This is a genomic window from Morganella morganii (assembly GCF_019243775.1).
GTDB classification, from domain to species: Bacteria; Pseudomonadota; Gammaproteobacteria; order Enterobacterales; family Enterobacteriaceae; genus Morganella; species Morganella morganii.
Genome location: NZ_CP069157.1, coordinates 2,208,422 through 2,229,475, shown reverse-complemented (window position 1 = coordinate 2,229,475; position 21,054 = coordinate 2,208,422). Strand labels below are relative to the sequence as shown.

Genomic DNA, 21,054 nt, shown 5'->3' with positions numbered 1-21,054 from the left:
TTTGGTGTTATTTACGGGCTTCAAGTTAAAAAGGGTGTGTTAGGGTATGCAGGCAATAGGATGTGACCGGTGTCTTTTTCAGCAGAAAATGGCTTCCGCAGTGCACATTTATCCCTGTTAACGGAAGAAAAAACATGACAATTCAGGCAATTGAGGGAGTCGTCTCCCAGCTGAATGTAACAGCAGCACAGGCAGCAAGCCAGACGAAACCGGTCGTTGATGCACCGGGGTTTGGTGATCACCTGATCTCAGCAGTGAATGAGATCAATACCACCCGCGTTAATTCAGCAAAAAAGGTGGAAGATTTCACACTCGGCAAAGCCGATATTTCCCTTAATGATGTTATGGTGGACATGCAGAAAGCGAGCCTGAGCCTGCAAATGGGTATTCAGGTACGTAATAAACTGGTGGCTGCTTATCAGGAAATTATGTCAATGCCGGTGTAAATATTATTATATGAATGCCCGAAGCTGCGGGCTTTCATATTTAAGTATTCTGCCAATACGGGGTTATTTATTAAAAAAATTCCGGTTATATGCTTTTCAATTACCCCGTTTTTATCTGCATTGTCACAAAAACTTCCCGAATCGCTTTAATCTCACTGCATGTGTGTTTAAATAAATGAATCATAAATACATATTGGTGAAAAAATGAAAAAAAAATTCTTCCTGTACTGATCGCTGTTTTATTTCTGGCAGGGTGTAAAGTGGATGTTGAAACCACGGTAAATACAGATGACCTAGTCTTTCATGAACACAAACTGGTCGCCGGTAATATCAATGTGGAAGTACCGGCCTGTAATGATTTCGAAGATTCACGGAAAGAATCAAAAAGTCTTATCAGAATTAAAGAGCAGATGCCGGCTGTCTTCTCCGGTGCGGAATACAAGGAATGTTATAAAGAGAAATTTAATTCCTATGCCAGTTTTATCGTTCCTGTCGGGGTCGGGTTTATCGCTGATGATATGAAGGCGGTAAATGCCGGGATTTATATTTTTTCAAATGACGAGCTCTATGCCGGTGTGATGATCACGCCGGAAACGATTAAACGTTTGCAGTCGGCCAAAAAGTCTGCTCCCGGTGATCTGAAACTGCAAATGACGCTGGTGCTGGAAAAAGGTAAATTACCGATCCCGAATATTGCGGCGATGAGTGTGTTCATGACCGGTACGGAAGCGAAAAATAAACCGCTGATTGCGAGCCGTGTGGGTATCGTCGGGAAAGAAGTACGCTTTAAGTTATCTGACGTGTCTAATGCGTTACTTGAGAGCGGCAATATTGCACCGGTATTATACAAAGCAGAGATGCTGGAAAAGTTAGTGGCGAATCTGAAGAAAAATGACTAGCTGCTGTTGTCGTAAAAATAATAAGCCCCGGAGGGGCTTATTATTTTACAGCGGTGCCGAGGATACATTATCTCCGGATAGAACATCAACGGGTTTGATTATTATCATAAACTGATTTTTTCCGCAGCCAGACTATAAAATGCAATAACCCCATTGCACCATGACCAATAATATACGCTTCAATCAGTCCCGTCAGCGTTTTGTGCAGGTTACGTATTTCACCGGCATAAGCTGACCCCGCCGCCCATAATATAAACCAGGCTGTACCGGATAGTACGACCAGTACCAGTGCACCGAGACCCAGCCCCTGAACGCTGGTTGCCAGACCTCCGGGAGCGGATTCCGGTAATTTCCCGTGCAGCAGGGCGCGGCAGTCTGCCGCTATCTGCGAAAAACAGCCGAAAGCCCACGGATAATAGTGCTTTATTCCCCGCTGATGAAAGCAGAGAGCAATAAGCAGGGTACCGGAAACCCAGAATGAAAGACCGGTAATAATATGCAGCCAGGTAAAAAATAAGCGATAGCCGCTTGCGGGAATAACGCCGGTGACGGAAACAGACATCCAGTTGCTGATCAAAATCTGAAGAATAACGGATATAATGATAATGAAATGCAATATCAATACTGCCGGTGACTGATAAATACGCATAAACTGCCGCAGAGATGAGAATATTATCATTGGTATAACTCCGCCTGTAATAAAGATTAAATAATGTCTGCGTAATTATACTGATAATAGCACCGTTCCGCGGAATAGCGATTTAAATATCACCGGGCAACAGCGGAAAAATTAACCGGGAAACGGGATTACAGATATATCCTATATTGGTTATTGATGGCAGGTGCATAATCAAAGCGCAATAATATTAACGGTTGCATTGCTCGTTTTCAGGAGCATTCGATGCGTAAAACTCTGTCTGTGTCTGCTGTCGCGTTAGTTTCTGCATTACTGGCAAGCCCTGCATTTGCGGCCAAAACGGATACCTATAACTGTGACGGGCAAAAAATTAAAGTTGCTTTCCCGGATGCCAAAACTGCAGTGATGGTATACAGCGATGAAATTATTGTTCTGAAAGAAGCTGTTGCTGCCAGCGGTGCCCGTTATGTCGGCGAAAATTTCCAGCTTTGGTCAAACGGAAAAAATGAACTGAATCTGGCCAGCATCTCAGAGGATGATGCGGTGAAAGGCAAAGTTGCCGAAGATAAAGGCCGTACCTGTAAATTAGTGAAATAACAAAGATAATTTTTGTTGTACCGGATAAATAAAGAGAGCGGGTTTTCCCGCTCTTTTTGATCTGTTTATTTATGGTTTTTGCGGTAATACGTCCATTCCTCAACCCGCTCACCACCCGGTAAATTACAGTAACCGGTCCAGCCGGATGCCGCTTTAACGATTTCTGTTTTACCGCCGGATTGTTCACAATAAACGGATGCCGGGTTTGCCATACTAATTTTTCCACCTTTCGCCGGTACAGGATCCTTACTCAGTACAGAGATTAACTGATAGCGGATATTCGGTGCATCCGCAGGCGGATTAGGAACATTCGTTGTTTTAACGGACACCCGGTACTGGTATCCCGGCTCATAAGTAAACCCGTCGATGCTCTGATAGAAAAATTCCCACTCTGCATCAGGGGATTCTTTTATTTTCATGCATTTCATCGGCGCAACACCCACGCAATCGGCGAGTTCAGAGTCAATATATAATGTCCTGGTATTCTCTGCTGCCTGGTCTGTCCGTGCATTCTGACTGCATCCTGCCATTAATAAGAAGAGCGGAGCAATAACATAGGCTGATTTCATCAGTTGTCCTTAATGAGTGTGTTAAAGTAGTGTGTTTTTACTCTGTTTTTGACAGCACAAAAATACTATTAGTTCCGTATCGGCGCTTTTTTATCTGTATAAAGAGTACAAATGAAGAGATATAAAACAGTAATGACAAGCGTGATAATACTGGCCGGTTTTTATTTCCGGGTATGGTTGTATACAGTTATCGGAATTGCACTGGTGCAACGGATAAATAATAACCTGCGGGAACCGCCGGTTTCTGCTGAATTCTGGGATTCGTTATACCTGGTCAGTAAATTCCTGGTGGTCATTCTGCTGCTGATATTGTCAGGGGATTTGATCCGTGTTTACCGTAATATCCGGCGGCACCCGGTAATAACTGCACCAGGGCATCGTTTTTGTCTGTCGGCTGCCGCGCTGACGGGAGGAATAATGATTATCCTGCTGACCGTCAGCTATTGGTAGCCGTTCTCCGTATAGCCACAGAATATTGCAGGGTATAACCTGTAACCGGACTTCAGATCCGGTATCTTTGTACAAATTCAGCCGGTTTCAACATGGTAATTGTGAAGTAAAGAGAGAGGATCTACACTATCCGCGGTACGTATTTCTCCTGACGATGCTATTTACAGGTGAGGTTATATGACAGCAATTGATATTTTCTGGGTCGGAATCGGCGGCGGCAGCGGTTCATTACTGCGCTGGTGGGTCGGTAAACTGACAGGCGAACGTTATCACGGCCATTTTCCGCTGGGCACCTTTATTATTAATATCTCGGGTGCTTTTATTATCGGCTTCTTAAGCACGTTATTCGTGATTGACTGGCATGACCGCTTCGGTTCATTCCTGCATGCGGCTGTTCTGACCGGTATTCTCGGCGGTTACACCACTTTCAGCAGTATGCAGCTGGATGCGGCAAAACTGGTGAATTCAAAACAACGGATGCTGGCTTTCGGTTATTTGCTTATCTCTGTTGTGGCGGGTCTGGCTGCTGCCGCACTGGGTGTCTGGCTGGCGGCATGAGGATAACAATATGAATATGGTGATTCTTATTTTTATTGGCGGGGCATTCGGCGCAATCTGCCGTGAATTACTGATGCTTGGTGTGCCGTCTCTGCATGACGGATTTCCGCTTGATATTCTGGCGGCTAATATTATTGCCTCATTCCTGCTGGGAATAACGGCGGCATTATTACAGCGCAACCGGATTAATCAGTATGTCAATGCGCTGGTGGCAACCGGTATTATGGGCGGATTGTCCACATTCAGCAGCTTTGTGTACGGAACATTTGAAATAATGTCATCCCCGGCGTTACTGGGTACCGGAATAACTTATTTGCTGGTCAGTGTGATCGGCGGATTTGCAGCTGTCATGGCGGGGTTATATCTGGGAAATTGTGTGAAACCCGGTGTAAAAAATACCGCTGAATAGCAAAACGTTCCGGCCGGGCAGGGAACGACTGTCCGGCCGGAACAGATCAGGCCATTTTTTCATTATTTTAAGACACCGCGCTGATCAAAAAAACTTATTCTACTGGTTTAACATGAATCGAATAATCCGGGTCAGTGAATTGCCCGTAACTTTTATTAATCACCCGTTGTTGGTCAAGCTGTTTTATTTCTTTACTCAGAAAGTTGAGGTGATCCTGCAAATAAATTTTTGTTACCCGTTCATTTTCAATGATAGCCTGCAGTATTTCCACCAGTTCGCCGGTCACCGGCTGTTCTTTTTCCAGTTCATGAGATAACTGTGTCAGGTGTTCAACTGCACAAACATAATCAGTTTCACGGGCAATCAAATCATCCCATTCACTGTTTCTGGCCAGGGTAACGAGTTCTTCACTCAGTGTCAGTACATGTTGATATATATCGTGTAAATTGATGGTCGTTTGAATACTCACCTGATTATCTTTCATCCACATTTGCCCCGATTTGTTGCCATGTTGCCGCGAGATCGGAGAGCAGTTGATAGACCTCTTTTACGTAGGTCACGTTATTTTCGATATTTGCGTTGAGTAACCGCATAATCATATAGTCATACAGAGAGGCCAGATTATGTGCCAACTCACCGCCGGCATCATAATCCAGAGCCTGTTTCAGGCCATTATCAATAATATTAATCGCTTTCGACAGTTCCTTACCTTTGGCGGCAATATCATTTTGCTCCATAAAGATTTCGCTGCGGCGAAGGGCGCTGAGCGCCCCGTTAAACAAAATCCGGATCAACTGATAAGGCGAGGCATTGGTAATTTCACTTTCAAGATTAACTTGCTGATAAGCCTGATTTGCCTTGCGCTGATACATTATTTTTAACCTAACATTCTGCCGAGTGCTTGTGTGGTGCCACTCAGGGAGTTCATCATTTTGTCCAGATTCTGGAACTGACGGCGATACAGATCCATGGTGTTTTCGATCTGTTTATTGGTTTGTTCGATACGTTTATCGATACCTTTTTTCTTTTTCTCCAGACCGTCGGTGGCGTTATGAATCGTACCTTCACGGCTGTCTAATGTCTTTTTCAGATAATTAAAGTTTTCAGTGGCAAAACCGGTCTCTTTTCCGTCCCCCGCAAAGAACTCTTTAACACTGGAACCATTTTCTTTTAATGCTTTATCCAGAACTTTGTCATCAATCTCCAGGGTACCGTCTAACTTTTGCTTGATACCGAGTTTGCTCATGGTGTTGAGTGTACCGTCACCATTCGGTGTTCTGATTTGCCCGCGGATAGTATTCTGGATACCGCGTACCGTGGAATCACCAATCAGCGGACCATTACTTTTATCCGCCGCCTCACCTTTTTCTGTCTTGGTATATTTGGTCAGATCTTTACAGAGTTTCTGATACTCGTTATAAGCATCCACCCACTCTTTAATTTTCTTTTTGGCCGGTTCAATATCAGAAGAAACAACCAGCGGTTCAGTAATTGGTTTTCCGGCACTGTCTTTTTCAGTGGTTTTTTTCAGTGTCAGTGTCAGACCAAAAAAAGCATCTTTGACTTCGTTAGTCTGTGATTCCTGTTCGATACCATTTACAGTGAACAGTGCGTTTTCCGGTGCGGTCGTCTGCTTCATGCCGCCGTTACTGATAAATTTAACGGTACCGTCGGTTTGTTTTTCTGATTTTCCGCCGATGGCTTTATCCAGATCATCATCGCCGGTAACAGAAATACTGATAGCAGAATTGGTCCCCTGGGTTTTACTGATTAACACCAGGTGGTATTCACCCTGTTTATCTTTTACCACACTAGCAGAGACGCCTTTATCCGCTTTATTTATGGCATCAGCGACTTCAATCGGCGATGTTTTATCGCTGCTCAGTTTTATATCAAAATTCTTTTTCGCATCACTGCCGTCACCGATTTTAATGGAAACAGTTCGTTCAGCGTTGCTGTTACCCATTGATGTCTTACCGTCAGCAACACCTTTTCCGGATAAGGTCTGGTTTTTAGCCAGTCGCTCGATGCTGACATCATACTGACCCGGCTGTGCTTTACCTGTGGTGGACACACCAAAGTATTTATTTTCTTCACTGACTTTGGTGGTACTGATATCACCGTATTTTTTCAGTGCTTCAGAGGCGGATTTTAATTTTTCCAGTGAAGACTGTAACTTTCCGAAAGCACTAATCTGTGCTTCACACGCTGTTTTTTGGGCAGTTAACGGCTCCAGACGGCGCATTTCTGCTTTTTCCAGCATGTCCATTTGCTGATTAAGGTCCATATTTGCGCCGACGCCTAACGATGCTATGCCTGCCATGTACTTCTCCTGAATTTGATTGGTTTTACATAGTTATCGGTTGGCAGCGGAAGAATTTTAGCGTTAACGGCAAAAAATGATGGGCAGAGTTGCGCAGGGAAAGCAGGGTTATTGTCACCATTAAGATAAAGAAACAAAAATGAGCGTCGGGGGCAGCAATTTGATTACAAATCTCACAAAATGCGTTATCCGGATAAATGTGCCTGATATTGATAAAATGACGACTTTTTGTCTGTAAATAAAGTGAATTATCGCCCGTTAACAGTATTACTCCGCAGCGACGGCAAAAATAACTCACATTATTTCATACAAAAAAAGGAAATATCGTTATGGCACAAGTTATTAATACCAATGTTCTGTCACTGGTTACCCAGAATAATTTAAATCGTTCTCAGGGCGTGTTAGGAACTGCCATTGAACGTCTTTCTTCCGGCGCCCGTATTAACAGTGCAAAGGATGATGCTGCAGGTCAGGCGATTGCCAACCGCTTTACCGCCAATGTGAAAGGTCTGACCCAGGCATCCCGTAATGCAAGTGACGGTATTTCACTGGCGCAGGTAACGGAAGGTGCTATCAATGAAATCAACGATAACATCCAGCGTATTCGTGAGCTGGGTGTGCAGGCCAAAAACAGCACTAACTCGGCAAGCGATATCAACTCTATAAAAGAAGAAGTTGACCAGCGCCTGGCAGAGATTGACCGTATTTCAGAACAAACGCAGTTCAACGGCATCAAAGTTTTATCCGGCGATAAAAAAATGAGTTTCCAGGTTGGTACCAATGATGGTGAAACAATCGATATTGATCTGAAGAAAGTTGACCGTGAGGCGCTGGGTCTGAAAGGTATGGATTTCTCCACACTGAGTGCCGTGTATCGTCAGGAAGGTGCAACGAAAACTGCAGATGAATTTGACGATGGTGCCTCAACGCCAAATAAAGCAGCATCATTTGAATTCTCAGGTGTGACCTGGTCTGCCGCACCGACAGAGCTGAAAGAAGCCAAAGATGAAAACGGCGTTGCAATAAAAGATACCTACCTGGTCACCGGTAAAATAGATGACGGTAAAGGGGGAACGAAAGATGTTACTTATGAAGCAAAAGTAACCGGTGTGGAAAAAGATGCTACCGGTACAGATTATCATGCTAACGTCAGTGTTGATACCAGCCGTGAAATCAAGGTACTGGCAGCAGGTACGAAACCTCCGGCAGATGAAATCCTGAAGACGCTGGATGATGCCCTGGCCAAAGTGGATACTCAGCGCAGCCAGCTGGGTGCATTCCAGAACCGTATGCAGTCCACCATCAATAACCTGAACAACTCTGTTAACAACCTGAGTGCCGCACGCAGTCGTATTCAGGATGCCGATTTTGCCGTTGAAGTTTCTAATATGAGTCGTGGCCAGATTCTGCAGCAGGCGGGAACATCAGTGCTGGCGCAGGCAAACCAGGTACCACAGTCAGTACTGAGCTTACTGCGTTAATCATTATTTCATTATAAATCAGGCAATTCCTCTGTGTTATGGTTTGGCCGGAACCACTGTTCCGGCTTTTTTTATGTCTGAGGAAACCATTTCTGCGACAATTTTCTAAAAATATTTACCAAAAAACCTAAAGTGGTCTCTCAGGGTGCCGATAGTGTTATTGCTGGCGAAAATCAGAAAGCCAAACAGATAAACGCTGTTTATTATTTTCAATAACAAGGACATATATCATGGCACAGGTTATCAATACTAACGTTCTGTCTCTGGTTACTCAGAACAACTTAAACCGTTCACAGGGCGTATTAGGCACTGCAATTGAGCGTCTGTCTTCAGGTGCCCGCATCAACAGCGCAAAAGATGACGCTGCAGGCCAGGCAATCGCCAACCGTTTCACCGCTAACGTAAAAGGCCTGGCACAGGCTTCCCGTAACGCTAACGACGGTATCTCTATCGCACAGACTGCTGAAGGTGCTGTTAACGAAATCAACGACAACATCCAGCGTATCCGTGAACTGACCGTTCAGGCGAAAAACGGTACTAACTCCAAGAGCGATATCGGTTCTATCCAGGAAGAAGTGAACGAGCGCCTGTCAGAAATCAAACGTATTTCTGAACAAACTCAGTTCAACGGCATTAAAGTGCTGGAGCAGGGCACTAAAATGAACTTCCAGGTTGGTGCAAACGACGGTGAAGTCATTGAACTGGATATGCAGAAAATTGATCTGGCTAAACTGGGTCTGAAAGATTTCGAACTGCCGACTTATACTGCTCTGAAATCAGATACTAAGCTTGATGCAACAGCAGAAAAAGCAGAGGCTGCTAAAGTAGATGCAACATTTACGACTGTTGATCTGAAAGGCCACGAACTGTTTGAAACAGCAACCGGTACTATCGTTGCTAAGAAAGGTGCGGATTATTTTGAAGTGAAAACCTTCGAAAAAGACGGAACTACAGCGACACAAGGTAACCTGGTCGTTGGTGATAAACTGACTGATATCAAGTCCAAAGCAGATGCTGACAAAGTCAACGATGCAACCACCAAAAAACTGGACGAAGCACTGAAAACTGTTGACTCATACCGTTCAAAACTGGGTGCATTCCAGAACCGTATGCAGTCTACCATCAACAACCTGAACAACTCTGTTAACAACCTGAGCGCAGCACGCAGCCGTATCCAGGACGCAGACTTCGCAACAGAAGTGTCTAACATGAGCCGTGGTCAGATCCTGCAGCAGGCGGGTACCGCTGTTCTGGCACAGGCAAACCAGGTTCCTCAGGGTGTTCTGAGCCTGTTACGTTAATTTACGTAGTTGCTTTAAGGTATTTAAAAGGTCAGAATATTCTGACCTTTTTTTATAGATGTTACCCATAACAGAACAAATAATATTCTAACTATTTGTTTTTTTATTCTATTAATGAACGCCTATTTTTCTTTTTGTCATATAAAATAACCGGAATTTTGCAAAATTTATGATAAAAATGAAAGAGAGTATTGCTATTTGTTAATGAGGTGATTTAGGATAAGGCAAATAAGGCGTGATTTACCTCACTACTCACCGGATTGAATTCTTTTCAGGGCACGATAATAAAAGCCTTTCATGAATCTCGAAGGGTGTTTCAGGTTGTGAGTGATTTGTATACCGCCGAAGGTGTTATCAACAAAAATAGCCTGTGGGAGCGTTATTATCCCCTTATCCGGCACGAAGCCCTGAAGTTGCAGGTGAGATTACCGGCAAGCGTTGATATTGACGACTTAATTCAGGCCGGGGGTATCGGCTTACTGCATGCAGTGGAGCGTTTTGACGCCATGCAGGGTGCCACCTTTGCAACCTATGCGGTACAACGGATCCGCGGGGCAATGCTGGATGAATTGCGGGGAAGAGATTGGGCCCCCCGCAGTGTGCGCCGTCAGGCGCGGGAAATAACCAAAGCCGTGCGCGCGCTCGAACAGTCTCTGGGGCGTGCAGCCACAGAGCAGGAAATCGCTGATTCGTTACAGATGGATATCGCAGAATACCGTCAGGTCTTAACCGATACCAATAACAGCCAGCTGTTTTCTTACGATGAGTGGCACGAAATCCACGGTGAGAGCTGCGAACCCGTCCGTGATGATGATGACGGGGGCAACCCGCTCGGTTTGTTGGTAGACGAGAGTTTGCGTCACCAGGTGGTTGAGGCGATAAAACAACTGCCTGAACGTGAAAAACTGGTTCTGACTCTTTACTATCAGGAAGAGCTGAACCTCAAGGAGATAGGCGCAGTGCTGGAAGTGGGGGAATCCCGCGTCAGCCAGTTACACAGCCAGGCAATCAAAAGGCTGCGGGCGCGCTTAAAATCCATGAAGTAACTTTGACTTTATCTTTGATTTATTTTTATTAGACTAGACTACACAAGGCGCCAGAATATGTCTGTTTCAAAACAAAAGAAACGGCCCGTAAGCCGTTACATTAAAGACTTCAAACACAGTCAGACTCACTGCAGTCATTGTCACAAAACCCTCGACCGCATCTCCCTGGTTTTCAACGGTCAGCTGATCAATAAAGAAGCTATTTCTGAAATGACAGATATGATCGATGACACCACCTGGATGGGATTGCAGGACAAATTTGTGGCACTCTGCCGTTTCTGCAGCGAGATCTACTGCAACAGTGCAACCGATTATTTCGATATCATGGCATTCAAACAGTATCTGTTTGAAGAAACGGAAATGAGCCACAGCACCGTGCGCGAATATGTTGTCTGTCTGCGCCGTCTCGATGAACTGCTGTCCTCCAAAGCCTTCCCGGCCACCACAGAATTCTCCACTGAAATTATCCAGGCTCAGCTGAGTGAAGATTTATCTGACTCCGCCCTGAGCAACTACAACATCGCACTGCGCAAGTACGAACAGTATCTTGACTGGCAGGGTAAACACTGATTTATCAGTCAGACCATTTTTTATCAGTAAATGATAAAACAAAGGGAACTTTCGTTCCCTTTTTCCGTTTTAAGTCCCTGTGATTATCAGCCGATAGTCATCAGACTGGCGTTTCCGCCCGCCGCAGCGGTATTCACACTAACCGCACGCTCATGCAGTAACAGCATCAGCGGGATTTGTGTATCACCGTGACTGAGCCCGGCAACCGGCACAATCTCACCACCGCGTGCAGCCACATCCCGGTTTACTGCCTGCAGGCGATCACTGTCACCGTGGAAAATCACACCGTTAAAGATCACACCATCCGCTGACCACTCTTCTGTCAGTGTGATTTGCGCACGGACGTTGTCCGGCAAAGCGTTATACAGTGAACGGGTATGTTCCGCCGCAGGCCAGAGCTGACGGCAGCCCGATGCCAGTGTGGCACCCAGTTGCAGCAGAGCATCCTGCTCCGAATCATTCAGGCCGAGAATGGTTCCGCGCGGCAGCAGATAATAACTGTTGCGCTCCCCGGTCGGTCCCGGCAGCAGACGGCAGGTACCGGCCTGTGATAACTCGCCGTAACGGATAACCGCTGTCAGCACATCGTGGCGGCGCTGCGCCTCCAGCCAGGTGAGGAAAGTATCAAACGGTGCCAGTAACTGTGTCCGCAGAGTGACATCCGGCGGATTGAGATCATCCTGTTCTGCCAGAAGGCTGACCACTGAATCATCAGGCTGTTCCGCCAGCAGGCGGTGGAGATAGAGCGGGCCGCCTGCCTTCGGACCGGTACCGGAAAGCCCTTCGCCGCCGAACGGCTGAACACCGACCACTGCACCGACAATGTTGCGGTTAACATAAATATTCCCGGCTTCAATCTGCTGCGTCAGTTGTGCGATAGTTTCATCGATACGGGTATGGATACCGAATGTCAGCCCGTAACCGGCGGCATTAATTTTCTCCGTCAGTTCCGGCAGGGTATCGCGCTGGTAACGGACCACATGCAGCACCGGACCGAAAATTTCCCGCGTCAGTTCAGAAACATCATCCAGTTCAATCAGCGTCGGCGGGATAAAGGTGCCGTTAAGAATCGCCGGTGAACCGGTTTCCATTCCGAAGGCGGACTGATACACCGGTCTGCCTTTACCGCGCATCTGCTGAATATGCTGGCGGATGCCGTTATGTGCCTCTTCATCAATCACCGGGCCGATATCGGTTGCCAGTATGTCCGGGTTGCCGAGACGGCATTCCGCCATCGCGCCTTTCAGCATCTCTATGGTGCGATCAGCCACATCCTCCTGGATGCAGAGCAGACGCAGCGCTGAACAGCGTTGACCCGCACTGTCAAAGGCGGAACTGACCACATCGGTGACCACCTGTTCTGTCAGGGCGGAGGAATCCACGACCATCGCATTCAGGCCACCGGTTTCGGCGATCAGCGGGATCACCCGGCCTTCAGTACTGAGACGGGCGGCCAGATTGCGCTGTAAAATCTTCGCGACCGCGGTGGAGCCGGTAAACATCACGCCCTGAACACGCGGATCACACACCAGCTGGTTACCGACTGTTTCGCCGTCACCCGGCAGCAGTTGCAGCACTTCACGCGGAACACCGGCGTCATGGAGCAGTGAAACGGCAACAGCTGCCACCAGCGGAGTCTGTTCCGCCGGTTTTGCCAGCACCGGGTTTCCGGCGGCGAGGGCAGCGGCTACCTGACCGGTGAAAATTGCCAGCGGGAAGTTCCACGGGCTGATACAGACCACCGGCCCCAGCGGACGGTGCGTATCACCGGCAAAGTGAGTTTTCACCTGTGAGGCATAATAATTGAGAAAATCAACGGCTTCACGGACTTCGGCAATCGCGTTGGCAAAGGTCTTACCGGCTTCCCGCACCAGGATCCCGAGCAGCGGCTGCAACTGATCTTCCATCAGCTGTGCGGCGCGGATAAGGATGTCCGCCCGTTCCTGTGCCGGGGTGGCGAACCAGATCTCCGCTGCACCGGAGGCGGTGGCAAGGGCATGATCCACTTCATCTTCTGTGGCCGGACGAACGTGGCCGACAATATCATGATGATTCGCCGGGTTTCTGACCGGTTGCGGCTCTGCCGGTGCGGACGGTGTAAATGTTCCGCCGGTCAGTGGTTCACTGAGCAGATTATCCCCGGCGTGGCTGAGCAGGGCACTCGACAGCGATGCCAGACGGTGCTCGTTACTCAGATCCAGACCGGCGGCATTGACCCGCGTATTGCCGTACAGATTGCGCGGCAGCGGGATTTTCGGATGCGGCAGGCCGACAGCGCCTTCTTTGGCGGCCATTGCCTGAACTGCCGCAACCGGGTCTTCCACCAGCATCTCCAGCGGAATAGTGCCGTCGGCGATCCGGTTGACAAAGGAGGTATTCGCGCCGTTTTCCAGCAGGCGGCGGACCAGATAAGCCAGCAGGGTTTCATGGGTACCAACCGGTGCATACACGCGGCACGGCCGGTTCAGTTTGCCGTCCGCCACTTTGCCGACCACCTGCTCATACAGCGGTTCACCCATGCCGTGCAGACACTGGAACTCATACTGACCGGGATAATAGTTATTGCCCGCCAGTTGGTAGATCGCGGATAAGGTGTGGGCGTTGTGGGTGGCAAACTGCGGATAAATCAGATTTGGCACTGACAGCAGTTTACGGGCACAGGCGAGGTAAGAGATATCCGTATAAACTTTGCGGGTATACACCGGATAGCCTTCCAGCCCGTCGACCTGGGCGCGTTTGACTTCGCTGTCCCAGTAAGCGCCTTTTACCAGACGGATCATCAGACGGCGCTGACTGCGCGATGCCAGGTCAATCAGATAATCCACCACCACCGGGCAGCGTTTCTGATAGGCCTGGATAACAAAACCAATGCCGTTCCAGCCCGCCAGTTGCGGGTCAAAACAGAGTTTTTCCAGTAAATCGAGGGAGATTTCCAGGCGGTCAGCTTCTTCCGCATCAATATTGATTCCGATATCGTACTGACGCGCCATCACCACCAGGTCACGCAGGATCGGATAAAGTTCGGACATCACGCGGTCATACTGCGCTCGGCTGTAGCGCGGGTGCAGGGCAGACAGTTTGATGGAGATGCCCGGCCCTTCATAAATACCGCGTCCGGCGGAGGCTTTGCCGATGGCGTGGATAGCCTGCTGATAAGAGACCAGATAGGCCTGTGCATCTGCGGCCGTCAGTGCGGCCTCGCCCAGCATATCGTAAGAATAGCGGAAGCCTTTGGCTTCATTTTTACGGGCGTTTGCCAGCGCACGGGCGATGGTTTCACCGGTAACAAACTGCTCGCCCATCAGGCGCATTGCCATATCCACACCTTTGCGCACCAGCGGTTCACCGCTTTTGCCGAGGATACGGTTCAGTGAGCGGCTCAGTCCCGCTTCATTATGCGTGGCAACCAGCTTACCGGTGAACAGCAGCCCCCAGGTGGCGGCATTGACAAACATGGATTTGCTCTGGCCGAGGTGAGAATTCCAGTCACCGTGGCTGATTTTATCGCGGATCAGCACATCACGGGTGGCTTTATCAGGAATACGCAGCAGTGCTTCTGCCAGGCACATCAGCGCGATCCCCTCCTGGGAGGAGAGGGAGAATTCCTGAAGCAGTCCCTGTACCAGTCCGGCGCGTCCGCTGCTGTTTTTCTGATTACGCAGCTTTTCTGCCAGACCGTAAGCCAGTTTATGCGTGGCCTGTGCGGCATCCGGGGAGAGTTGCGCCTGCGGCAGCAGCATAGCGACCGCTTCCGGCTCCGGAATACGGTACGCGGATGTGATAGCTGCGCGGGTCACGGATTGCGGCAGGATATCACCGGCAAATTCCAGAAACGGCTGGCAGCTGACCGGCGGCTCAGCCGGTACTGTTTCATCTTCCTGTGCGGAAGGTGCTCCGGCAGCAGGCAGTGTGCCGTCCGGCAGAGAATCGAGCTGAGTCAGGTAATCAAAAATAGCCTGTCTGATCAGCCAGTGCGGCGTGCGATCAATTTTTTGCGCTGCGGCTTTGATCCGCTCACGGGTTTCATCATCCAGTCTGACGCCCATTGTGGTACTCACCATGTTCACTCCTCATAAACGGCAACAGGTCATGCGTTGCACATTAATATCTATGAGGTTGCAACTTTGTGCAACATTGTTAAATAAAGAGATGTGTAAAGTGTGAATAATGTCGCTGTTTTATACTGATCTGAGAAAATGATTAAGAAATAAACCGTATTGGTTAAAATAAAATCATTATATAACAATAGTATATTGTCAGTTTTAGGGCGTATAATGATTAAATCAGGTGATTAACCGCATCACTTTCTGATGACATATCCCGTGATAAAAATCACAAATCTTCACTTTAGTATCGTTAATTAATTGTTGTTTTATTGTTGTTGTCGTTACTATCGGGCTGAACACAACTCATCACAGATTTAACAAATAATGATAATTGACGGGGCATTGTCTGTGCAGACCAGGGATGGCTGAGGCGATGTGCAACACAGTAACACCGGTGTGACGCGCATCCTGTACAGCGATTGGTACACGCAATGCTGATACGTGACGGACTATAAATTCAGTACAGGAACTTAATTATGACAATGACGCTGACCACGCCGCTGATTGTGACATTTATTGTCTATATCGCCGGGATGCTGTTCATCGGCTATATGGCCTACCGCTCCACCAATAACTTCGACGACTATATTCTCGGCGGCCGCCGGATGGGCAGTTTTGTGACTGCATTATCCGCCGGTGCATCCGACATGAGCGGCTGGCTGCTGATGGGATTACCGGGTGTGGTTTTCTTCTCCGGTATTTCCGAATCCTGGATTGCTATCGGTCTGTGTATCGGTGCCTGGCTTAACTGGCGGATTGTTGCCGGTCGTCTGCGCCTTCAGACGGAAGTCAACCATGCGCTGACGCTGCCGGATTACTTCACGCAGCGTTTTGAGGATAAAAGCCGTGTTCTGCGGATTGTCTCCGCAGCCGTGATCCTGATTTTCTTCACTATTTACTGTGCTTCCGGCATCGTGGCCGGTGGTCTGCTGTTTGAAAGCACCTTCGGTATCAGTTATGAAAAAGCCATGTGGCTCGGGGCTGGGGCAACTATCGCTTATACCTTCCTCGGCGGGTTCCTGGCGGTAAGCTGGACAGATACCGTGCAGGCGACACTGATGATTTTCGCCCTGATCCTGACACCGGTTATGGTGATTGTGTCTGTCGGCGGGTTTGATACAGCGCTGGCAATTATCGAAGCGAAAAGCCCTGCGTATGTGGATATGTTCCGCGGGCTGGATATTGTCGCGATTATCTCCCTGCTGGGCTGGGGACTGGGCTATTTCGGGCAGCCGCATATCCTGGCGCGTTTTATGGCGGCGGATTCTCATCACACCATCCGCAGTGCACGCCGTATCAGTATGACCTGGATGATCCTTTGCCTTGCGGGAACCATTTGTGTCGGTTTCTTCGGTATTGCCTTCTTCCAGCAAAACCCGGAACTGGCGGGCTCGGTGACTGAAAACCGTGAGCGGATTTTCATGAGCCTGACCTCTATCTTATTTAATCCGTGGATTGCCGGTATTCTGCTCTCTGCCATCCTGGCAGCGGTCATGAGTACCCTGAGCTGTCAGTTGCTGGTCAGTGCCAGTGCCCTGACGGAAGATATCTACAAACCGTTTTTCCGTAAGAATGCCTCACAGAAAGAGATGGTGCTGGTCGGGCGCATTATGGTGCTGGTGATTGCGGCGATCGCTATCTACATTGCGATGGATAAAAACAACAAAGTGCTGGGGCTGGTCAGTAACGCATGGGCCGGGTTCGGCGCAGCATTCGGGCCGGTTATCCTGTTCTCTGTTATCTGGAAGCGGATGACCCGTAACGGCGCACTGGCGGGGATGTTTACCGGCGCGGTGACGGTTCTTATCTGGATAGAATATAAGTGGTTTAATTTATATGAAATTATTCCGGGCTTTATTCTGGCCGGTATTGCGATTGTGGTGGTCAGCCTGGCAGGCCGTGAACCGGACAAATCAGTTCAGGGACGTTTCACTGAGGCGGAAGACCGTTACCTCGGACGGACTGAGTAACAGAGTATAAAAATAAAAATCCCGGGTTATCCCGGGATTTTTTGTCCGTTACTTTTGTGCCTGTGCAAGGCGGTGCTTTCTGACATTCCGGTAACCGACTGCCAGCAGGATGAACCATAACGGCGTGGCAAGCAGCGCCTGGCGGGTATCGGTCTCCAGTGTCAGCAGCACAATCACAAAGGCAAAGAAGGACAGACACACCCACGGGATCCAACTGCCGAACGGCACTTTATAGACTGATGCAGCATGCAGCTCAGGACGACGGCGGCGGAACATAATGTAGCTGTACAGGATCATGCTCCAGATAAACATAAACAGGATAGCGGATACTGTTGTTACCAGGGTAAACACATGCATCACATCAGGGATAAAGTAGAGCAGAATCACCCCGACAGACAAACAGATGCAGGTGAAAATCAGTCCGGTGGCCGGTACTGCCTGTTTTGACAGACGGCAGAATTGTTTTGGTGCGCTGCCTTGTTTGGCTAACCCGAACAGCATCCGGCTGGTGGAGAACACACCGCTGTTTGCAGAGGACGCTGCGGCTGTCAGCACCACAAAGTTCACCAGACTCGCTGCCGCCGGAACGCCGATCATAACAAACAGTTCCACGAACGGGCTTTTATCTGCCGGAATGAAGCGCCACGGCGTGACAGACATAATAATAATCAGCGCCAGCACATAAAATGCAATAATCCGGAACGGAATGGCATTAATGGCCCGCGGCAGGGATTTCACCGGGTCACGGGTTTCCGCTGCGGCAGTACCCACCAGCTCGATACCGACAAAGGCAAAAATGGCTATCTGGAACCCGGCAAAGAATCCGATTATCCCTTTCGGGAACATACCTCCGTCGGACCAGATATTGGATAACGCCGCCTCATGTCCTTCCGGTGAAACAAAATGTGTGCCGATAAGAATGCCGCCGATAATAACCAGTGCCACAATCGCGACAATTTTTATCATGGAAAACCAGAATTCCATTTCGCCGAATAATTTCACTGTTGCCAGGTTCAGGGACAGTAACAGCAAAATACAGAGCAGCGAGCTGACCCAGCGCGGAAAATCCGGTGCCCAGTGCATGATATAGCCGGTAATAGCCACCACATCGGCAATACCGGTTATTACCCAGCAGAACCAGTACGTCCAGCCGACAAAAAAACCGGCCCACGGGCCAATCAGGTCACAGGCAAAATCACTGAACGATTTATAATTCAGGTTTGACAGCAGGATCTCGCCCATTGCCCGCATGACAAAGAATAAGACAAACCCGATGATTATATAGACAAATAATACCGAAGGGCCTGCCAGTGAAATCGTTTTACCGGAGCCCATAAATAACCCGGTGCCGATTGCCCCGCTGATGGAAATCAGCTGAATATGCCGGTTGGTTAAACTGCGTTTGAGTTCGCCGCGTGGCGGCGTGGCAGGCGTTTTTTCGTCCATAAACAAATCCGTTAAGCTAAAAAATAACCATTATTTTTATTCATTCAAAAATGGTGCTGTAAGCGAATAGTGTGACACATTTCTCAGAATGAGTAACGCGAAATTTTCCGTTAAATTCATGGGGTTGGTGTTATATATAGGCTGACGGCTATTGTTTCGCATTAGTTTTTTTATGGGTGAAAATAATGTCACGCTGGTTTACGAAACATCAGGAAAGGACATTTTTTGCAGTAACATTAATAAGAAAACCCAAACCGGCGGTAACGGGTCAGAATAGTATATTTTGGGGATTTTCCGGTTATACTGGTGATATATCACAGGGGATTTTTTTATTGCGGAATGGTATTTATGGACAAAAAAACACAGGGAACGACGATGAATTACCAGATTGTTCCTTTTTGGATCTATTCAGGAAGAGTTGCCTTTTTTATATTACTTGCGGTGCTTACCGGTTTTTGGGGCATGAATGCGTTTCTGCTTTATTTGTTATTTCACGGAATTGTCTGGCAACTGGTGGTTTCTCTCCGTTTACATACATTAAAAGAGAAGGGACTGGTTTCCCGCAGCCATGATATCAGCCACTGGATAGTGTATGTTTACAGCATACCGGTGAAAGAAGAGCGGGCGATTTTAAAAAATCCGTGTTTTGCACTTGAACAAAATATGAAGGATTTTTTCTTCCGCCTGCTGTTACTGAAAGGTATCACTCAACTGGGTTTTATTGCGCTGTTACTGGTTCAGTATATCCGGACAGATGCGGATATTTTCAGCCTGACCACACTGTTTGCGGGATTATCCGCCGTTATTATAGCCGTCATGCTTTACCGGACCGGTCTGCTTATCCGTGCATTATCAGCTAATGCGTTTTATACGGAAAAACTGCAGTCAGAAAGTGGTTCTTTCTGGTATCAGCTCTGTTTTATTTCACATGGCTCAGTGAAAACGGCAGGGCTGGATAAATTACTGGCAATATAAAACGATCCCCGCAGTGCATATTATCTGCGGGGAATTTTCCGGACTGGTATTATTCAGATGGCGGAATCGCAGGTTATTTTTTGGCAATCACCTTATCAGCGCGCGGCTCGACGGTAATGGAATGCTCAACCTAAAAAGATTTTTACGGATTAATCTGACAAGGGCTGTCATAACAGGTTCATGCAGGATAACAGGGAATGTTCAGATAACATTATAATCTGACACTCCCTGTTATATATACCTAACCGGCAGGGATGATGTTTTTTTTCTTTGTCAGAAATTTACGTGCTATACGCCACACGAAAATATTACCGGATAATACAATATTCAGACGGAATTTGTTTTTTCCCGGTTTTCTGATTAATGTAAAATCAGATTTATGGTAGCTGAAGTCTTTGATATAAGACTTTAAATCCGGGTAAAGACCGGTAGCCAGCATGTTCCACATAAACTGAATCTGCAGGCTTAATACTTTAGCGCGGACTTTACTGAAAACGGATGATTTATCCGGTTTATTATACGTCTCAGCGATGTAAGAAAGAATTTTTTTCCAGGCATCCAGGTCACTGATGTAATCCGCCTTCTTCCATTTTTTATTCATCAGTGATTCACTGTGATAAATATAATTGTATAAATACTCTTTAATATAGGAAAAGGCGCCTTTGTTCAGACATTCAAGGATAAATAAAACATCTTCACCCACAACCATGGATGAATCAAAAAATAAATTATTCTTATCCAGAAACTCTTTTTTCAGCATTAAACAGCAGATATCAAAATAATCAAAGTTCAGAAAGTCGGTAATAACGGTATCTGTGTTGTCATAGCATACTGACTGTGTAATATGGCCGTCGGAATGTATTTTTCTGAATAAACAGTAGGCGAAATCCCGGTCATCCTGTGTGACTTTACTCACCAGTGTCCGGATAAAGTCCGGTTCATAAGTGTCATCGCTGTCCAGAAAGCAGATATAGCATCCGGAGGCCGCTTTAATACCTTCATTACGTGCGGATGAAACGCCGCCGTTCTGTTTCCGGATATACCGGATGTGATCGTGGCTGCTCATATACTCCCGGCAGACGGCGGCGGTATTATCTGACGAACCATCATCAATAATGACTATTTCGACCGACGGCCAGGTCTGTTTTATCACACTGTCCAGAGCGCGGCCGATGAATTTTTCAGCATTGTATGCCGGAATGATGACCGAGACTAAAGCGTTGCTGCTCATATAATCGACTCTTAGCATATTGCTGGTTATTCAGTCACAG

20 protein-coding genes are annotated in these 21,054 nt (G+C 47.6%); 12 read left to right on the top strand and 8 right to left on the bottom strand.

Annotation, left to right across the window (positions count from 1 at the left end; genetic code table 11):
* The first annotated feature begins 134 nt into the window (after positions 1-134).
* Both fliE and JL661_RS10845 read left to right on the top strand, forming a co-directional pair.
* Complete coding sequence (fliE, locus tag JL661_RS10850) at positions 135-446, top strand: flagellar hook-basal body complex protein FliE (protein WP_004236811.1); 312 nt, start codon at positions 135-137, stop codon at positions 444-446.
* A 260-nt stretch (positions 447-706) separates the two neighbouring features.
* Complete coding sequence (locus tag JL661_RS10845) at positions 707-1,345, top strand: DUF7424 family protein (protein WP_225310099.1); 639 nt, start codon at positions 707-709, stop codon at positions 1,343-1,345.
* Between the two features lie 85 nt (positions 1,346-1,430).
* Here the strand turns inward: JL661_RS10845 and JL661_RS10840 are convergent, their stop codons facing one another.
* On the bottom strand, positions 1,431-2,024 hold the full coding sequence (locus JL661_RS10840) for a cytochrome b/b6 domain-containing protein (protein WP_004236809.1): 594 nt from the start codon (positions 2,022-2,024) through the stop codon (positions 1,431-1,433).
* A 222-nt stretch (positions 2,025-2,246) separates the two neighbouring features.
* On the opposite strand from JL661_RS10840, the gene JL661_RS10835 reads away from it, so the two are divergent.
* Positions 2,247-2,579: an MliC family protein gene (locus JL661_RS10835; RefSeq protein ID WP_049240396.1), complete on the top strand. Its 333-nt coding sequence runs from the start codon at positions 2,247-2,249 to the stop codon at positions 2,577-2,579.
* Positions 2,580-2,644: 65 nt separating this feature from the next.
* Here JL661_RS10835 and JL661_RS10830 read toward each other — a convergent pair whose 3' ends face one another.
* Positions 2,645-3,148, bottom strand: coding sequence for a DUF4377 domain-containing protein (locus tag JL661_RS10830; RefSeq protein WP_036418431.1), 504 nt, complete (start codon positions 3,146-3,148; stop codon positions 2,645-2,647).
* 204 nt (positions 3,149-3,352) lie between these two features.
* Between JL661_RS10830 and JL661_RS10825 the strand changes: the two genes are divergently transcribed.
* From JL661_RS10825 to JL661_RS10815, 3 genes are all read left to right on the top strand, one after another.
* Complete coding sequence (locus JL661_RS10825; protein WP_225875362.1) at positions 3,353-3,598, top strand: hypothetical protein; 246 nt, start codon at positions 3,353-3,355, stop codon at positions 3,596-3,598.
* Positions 3,599-3,775: 177 nt separating this feature from the next.
* Entirely contained in the window at positions 3,776-4,156 is a 381-nt protein-coding gene (crcB, locus tag JL661_RS10820) for a fluoride efflux transporter CrcB (RefSeq protein ID WP_004236805.1), read from the top strand.
* 10 nt (positions 4,157-4,166) lie between these two features.
* Positions 4,167-4,565 (top strand): CrcB family protein, encoded by a 399-nt coding sequence (locus JL661_RS10815; RefSeq protein ID WP_004236804.1) that lies wholly within the window; start codon positions 4,167-4,169, stop codon positions 4,563-4,565.
* Between the two features lie 94 nt (positions 4,566-4,659).
* Here the strand turns inward: JL661_RS10815 and fliT are convergent, their stop codons facing one another.
* Genes fliT through fliD form a run of 3 tightly spaced genes read right to left on the bottom strand, consistent with a single transcriptional unit; the run spans position 4,660 to position 6,888 of the window.
* The gene (fliT, locus tag JL661_RS10810) at positions 4,660-5,049 is read right to left on the bottom strand and encodes a flagellar protein FliT (protein ID WP_004240057.1); all 390 of its coding nucleotides are present in this window, start codon (positions 5,047-5,049) and stop codon (positions 4,660-4,662) included.
* A complete protein-coding gene (gene fliS, locus JL661_RS10805; RefSeq protein ID WP_004236802.1) occupies positions 5,039-5,437 on the bottom strand; it encodes a flagellar export chaperone FliS in 399 nt (132 codons plus the stop codon). The genes fliT and fliS overlap by 11 nt, the downstream gene beginning before the upstream one ends.
* Before the next feature lie 5 nt (positions 5,438-5,442).
* Positions 5,443-6,888, bottom strand: a complete 1,446-nt coding sequence (gene fliD / locus JL661_RS10800) for a flagellar filament capping protein FliD (protein ID WP_015422629.1) — start codon at positions 6,886-6,888, stop codon at positions 5,443-5,445.
* Between the two features lie 329 nt (positions 6,889-7,217).
* On the opposite strand from fliD, the gene JL661_RS10795 reads away from it, so the two are divergent.
* The 4 genes from JL661_RS10795 to fliZ all read left to right on the top strand — a co-directional run bounded on the left by JL661_RS10795 (position 7,218) and on the right by fliZ (position 11,286).
* Positions 7,218-8,369 (top strand): FliC/FljB family flagellin, encoded by a 1,152-nt coding sequence (locus JL661_RS10795; protein WP_036418429.1) that lies wholly within the window; start codon positions 7,218-7,220, stop codon positions 8,367-8,369.
* Between the two features lie 230 nt (positions 8,370-8,599).
* Positions 8,600-9,670, top strand: coding sequence for a FliC/FljB family flagellin (locus JL661_RS10790; protein WP_004236796.1), 1,071 nt, complete (start codon positions 8,600-8,602; stop codon positions 9,668-9,670).
* Positions 9,671-9,993: 323 nt separating this feature from the next.
* Positions 9,994-10,716 carry an RNA polymerase sigma factor FliA gene (locus JL661_RS10785; protein ID WP_024473838.1) on the top strand — a complete coding sequence of 241 codons (723 nt, stop codon included), beginning with the start codon at positions 9,994-9,996 and terminating at the stop codon, positions 10,714-10,716.
* Between the two features lie 57 nt (positions 10,717-10,773).
* Positions 10,774-11,286 (top strand): flagella biosynthesis regulatory protein FliZ, encoded by a 513-nt coding sequence (fliZ, locus tag JL661_RS10780; RefSeq protein ID WP_218480970.1) that lies wholly within the window; start codon positions 10,774-10,776, stop codon positions 11,284-11,286.
* An 86-nt stretch (positions 11,287-11,372) separates the two neighbouring features.
* Here the strand turns inward: fliZ and putA are convergent, their stop codons facing one another.
* Entirely contained in the window at positions 11,373-15,347 is a 3,975-nt protein-coding gene (gene putA / locus JL661_RS10775) for a trifunctional transcriptional regulator/proline dehydrogenase/L-glutamate gamma-semialdehyde dehydrogenase (RefSeq protein WP_062772519.1), read from the bottom strand.
* A 527-nt stretch (positions 15,348-15,874) separates the two neighbouring features.
* On the opposite strand from putA, the gene putP reads away from it, so the two are divergent.
* Positions 15,875-17,362: a sodium/proline symporter PutP gene (gene putP, locus JL661_RS10770; protein WP_024473836.1), complete on the top strand. Its 1,488-nt coding sequence runs from the start codon at positions 15,875-15,877 to the stop codon at positions 17,360-17,362.
* Positions 17,363-17,410: 48 nt separating this feature from the next.
* Here putP and cycA read toward each other — a convergent pair whose 3' ends face one another.
* Complete coding sequence (gene cycA / locus JL661_RS10765) at positions 17,411-18,808, bottom strand: D-serine/D-alanine/glycine transporter (RefSeq protein ID WP_062772522.1); 1,398 nt, start codon at positions 18,806-18,808, stop codon at positions 17,411-17,413.
* A gap of 348 nt (positions 18,809-19,156) precedes the next feature.
* Here cycA and JL661_RS10760 point away from each other — a divergent pair, with 348 nt between their 5' ends.
* Complete coding sequence (locus JL661_RS10760; protein ID WP_062772649.1) at positions 19,157-19,783, top strand: hypothetical protein; 627 nt, start codon at positions 19,157-19,159, stop codon at positions 19,781-19,783.
* 241 nt (positions 19,784-20,024) lie between these two features.
* On the opposite strand, the gene JL661_RS10755 is transcribed toward JL661_RS10760, so the two are convergent.
* Positions 20,025-21,014 (bottom strand): glycosyltransferase family 2 protein, encoded by a 990-nt coding sequence (locus JL661_RS10755; RefSeq protein ID WP_004236789.1) that lies wholly within the window; start codon positions 21,012-21,014, stop codon positions 20,025-20,027.
* Between the last annotated feature and the right edge of the window lie 40 nt (positions 21,015-21,054).

Coding starts and splice junctions, on each gene's coding strand:
- JL661_RS10840 (WP_004236809.1), bottom strand. CDS start 2,024: ATGATAATATTCTCATCTCTGCGGCAGTTTATGCGTATTTATCAGTCA.
- JL661_RS10815 (WP_004236804.1), top strand. CDS start 4,167: ATGAATATGGTGATTCTTATTTTTATTGGCGGGGCATTCGGCGCAATC.
- fliT (WP_004240057.1), bottom strand. CDS start 5,049: ATGAAAGATAATCAGGTGAGTATTCAAACGACCATCAATTTACACGAT.
- fliE (WP_004236811.1), top strand. CDS start 135: ATGACAATTCAGGCAATTGAGGGAGTCGTCTCCCAGCTGAATGTAACA.
- cycA (WP_062772522.1), bottom strand. CDS start 18,808: ATGGACGAAAAAACGCCTGCCACGCCGCCACGCGGCGAACTCAAACGC.
- JL661_RS10755 (WP_004236789.1), bottom strand. CDS start 21,014: ATGAGCAGCAACGCTTTAGTCTCGGTCATCATTCCGGCATACAATGCT.
- fliZ (WP_218480970.1), top strand. CDS start 10,774: ATGTCTGTTTCAAAACAAAAGAAACGGCCCGTAAGCCGTTACATTAAA.
- fliD (WP_015422629.1), bottom strand. CDS start 6,888: ATGGCAGGCATAGCATCGTTAGGCGTCGGCGCAAATATGGACCTTAAT.
- JL661_RS10760 (WP_062772649.1), top strand. CDS start 19,157: ATGGACAAAAAAACACAGGGAACGACGATGAATTACCAGATTGTTCCT.
- putA (WP_062772519.1), bottom strand. CDS start 15,347: ATGGTGAGTACCACAATGGGCGTCAGACTGGATGATGAAACCCGTGAG.
- JL661_RS10795 (WP_036418429.1), top strand. CDS start 7,218: ATGGCACAAGTTATTAATACCAATGTTCTGTCACTGGTTACCCAGAAT.
- JL661_RS10790 (WP_004236796.1), top strand. CDS start 8,600: ATGGCACAGGTTATCAATACTAACGTTCTGTCTCTGGTTACTCAGAAC.
- JL661_RS10835 (WP_049240396.1), top strand. CDS start 2,247: ATGCGTAAAACTCTGTCTGTGTCTGCTGTCGCGTTAGTTTCTGCATTA.
- fliS (WP_004236802.1), bottom strand. CDS start 5,437: ATGTATCAGCGCAAGGCAAATCAGGCTTATCAGCAAGTTAATCTTGAA.
- JL661_RS10830 (WP_036418431.1), bottom strand. CDS start 3,148: ATGAAATCAGCCTATGTTATTGCTCCGCTCTTCTTATTAATGGCAGGA.
- crcB (WP_004236805.1), top strand. CDS start 3,776: ATGACAGCAATTGATATTTTCTGGGTCGGAATCGGCGGCGGCAGCGGT.
- putP (WP_024473836.1), top strand. CDS start 15,875: ATGACGCTGACCACGCCGCTGATTGTGACATTTATTGTCTATATCGCC.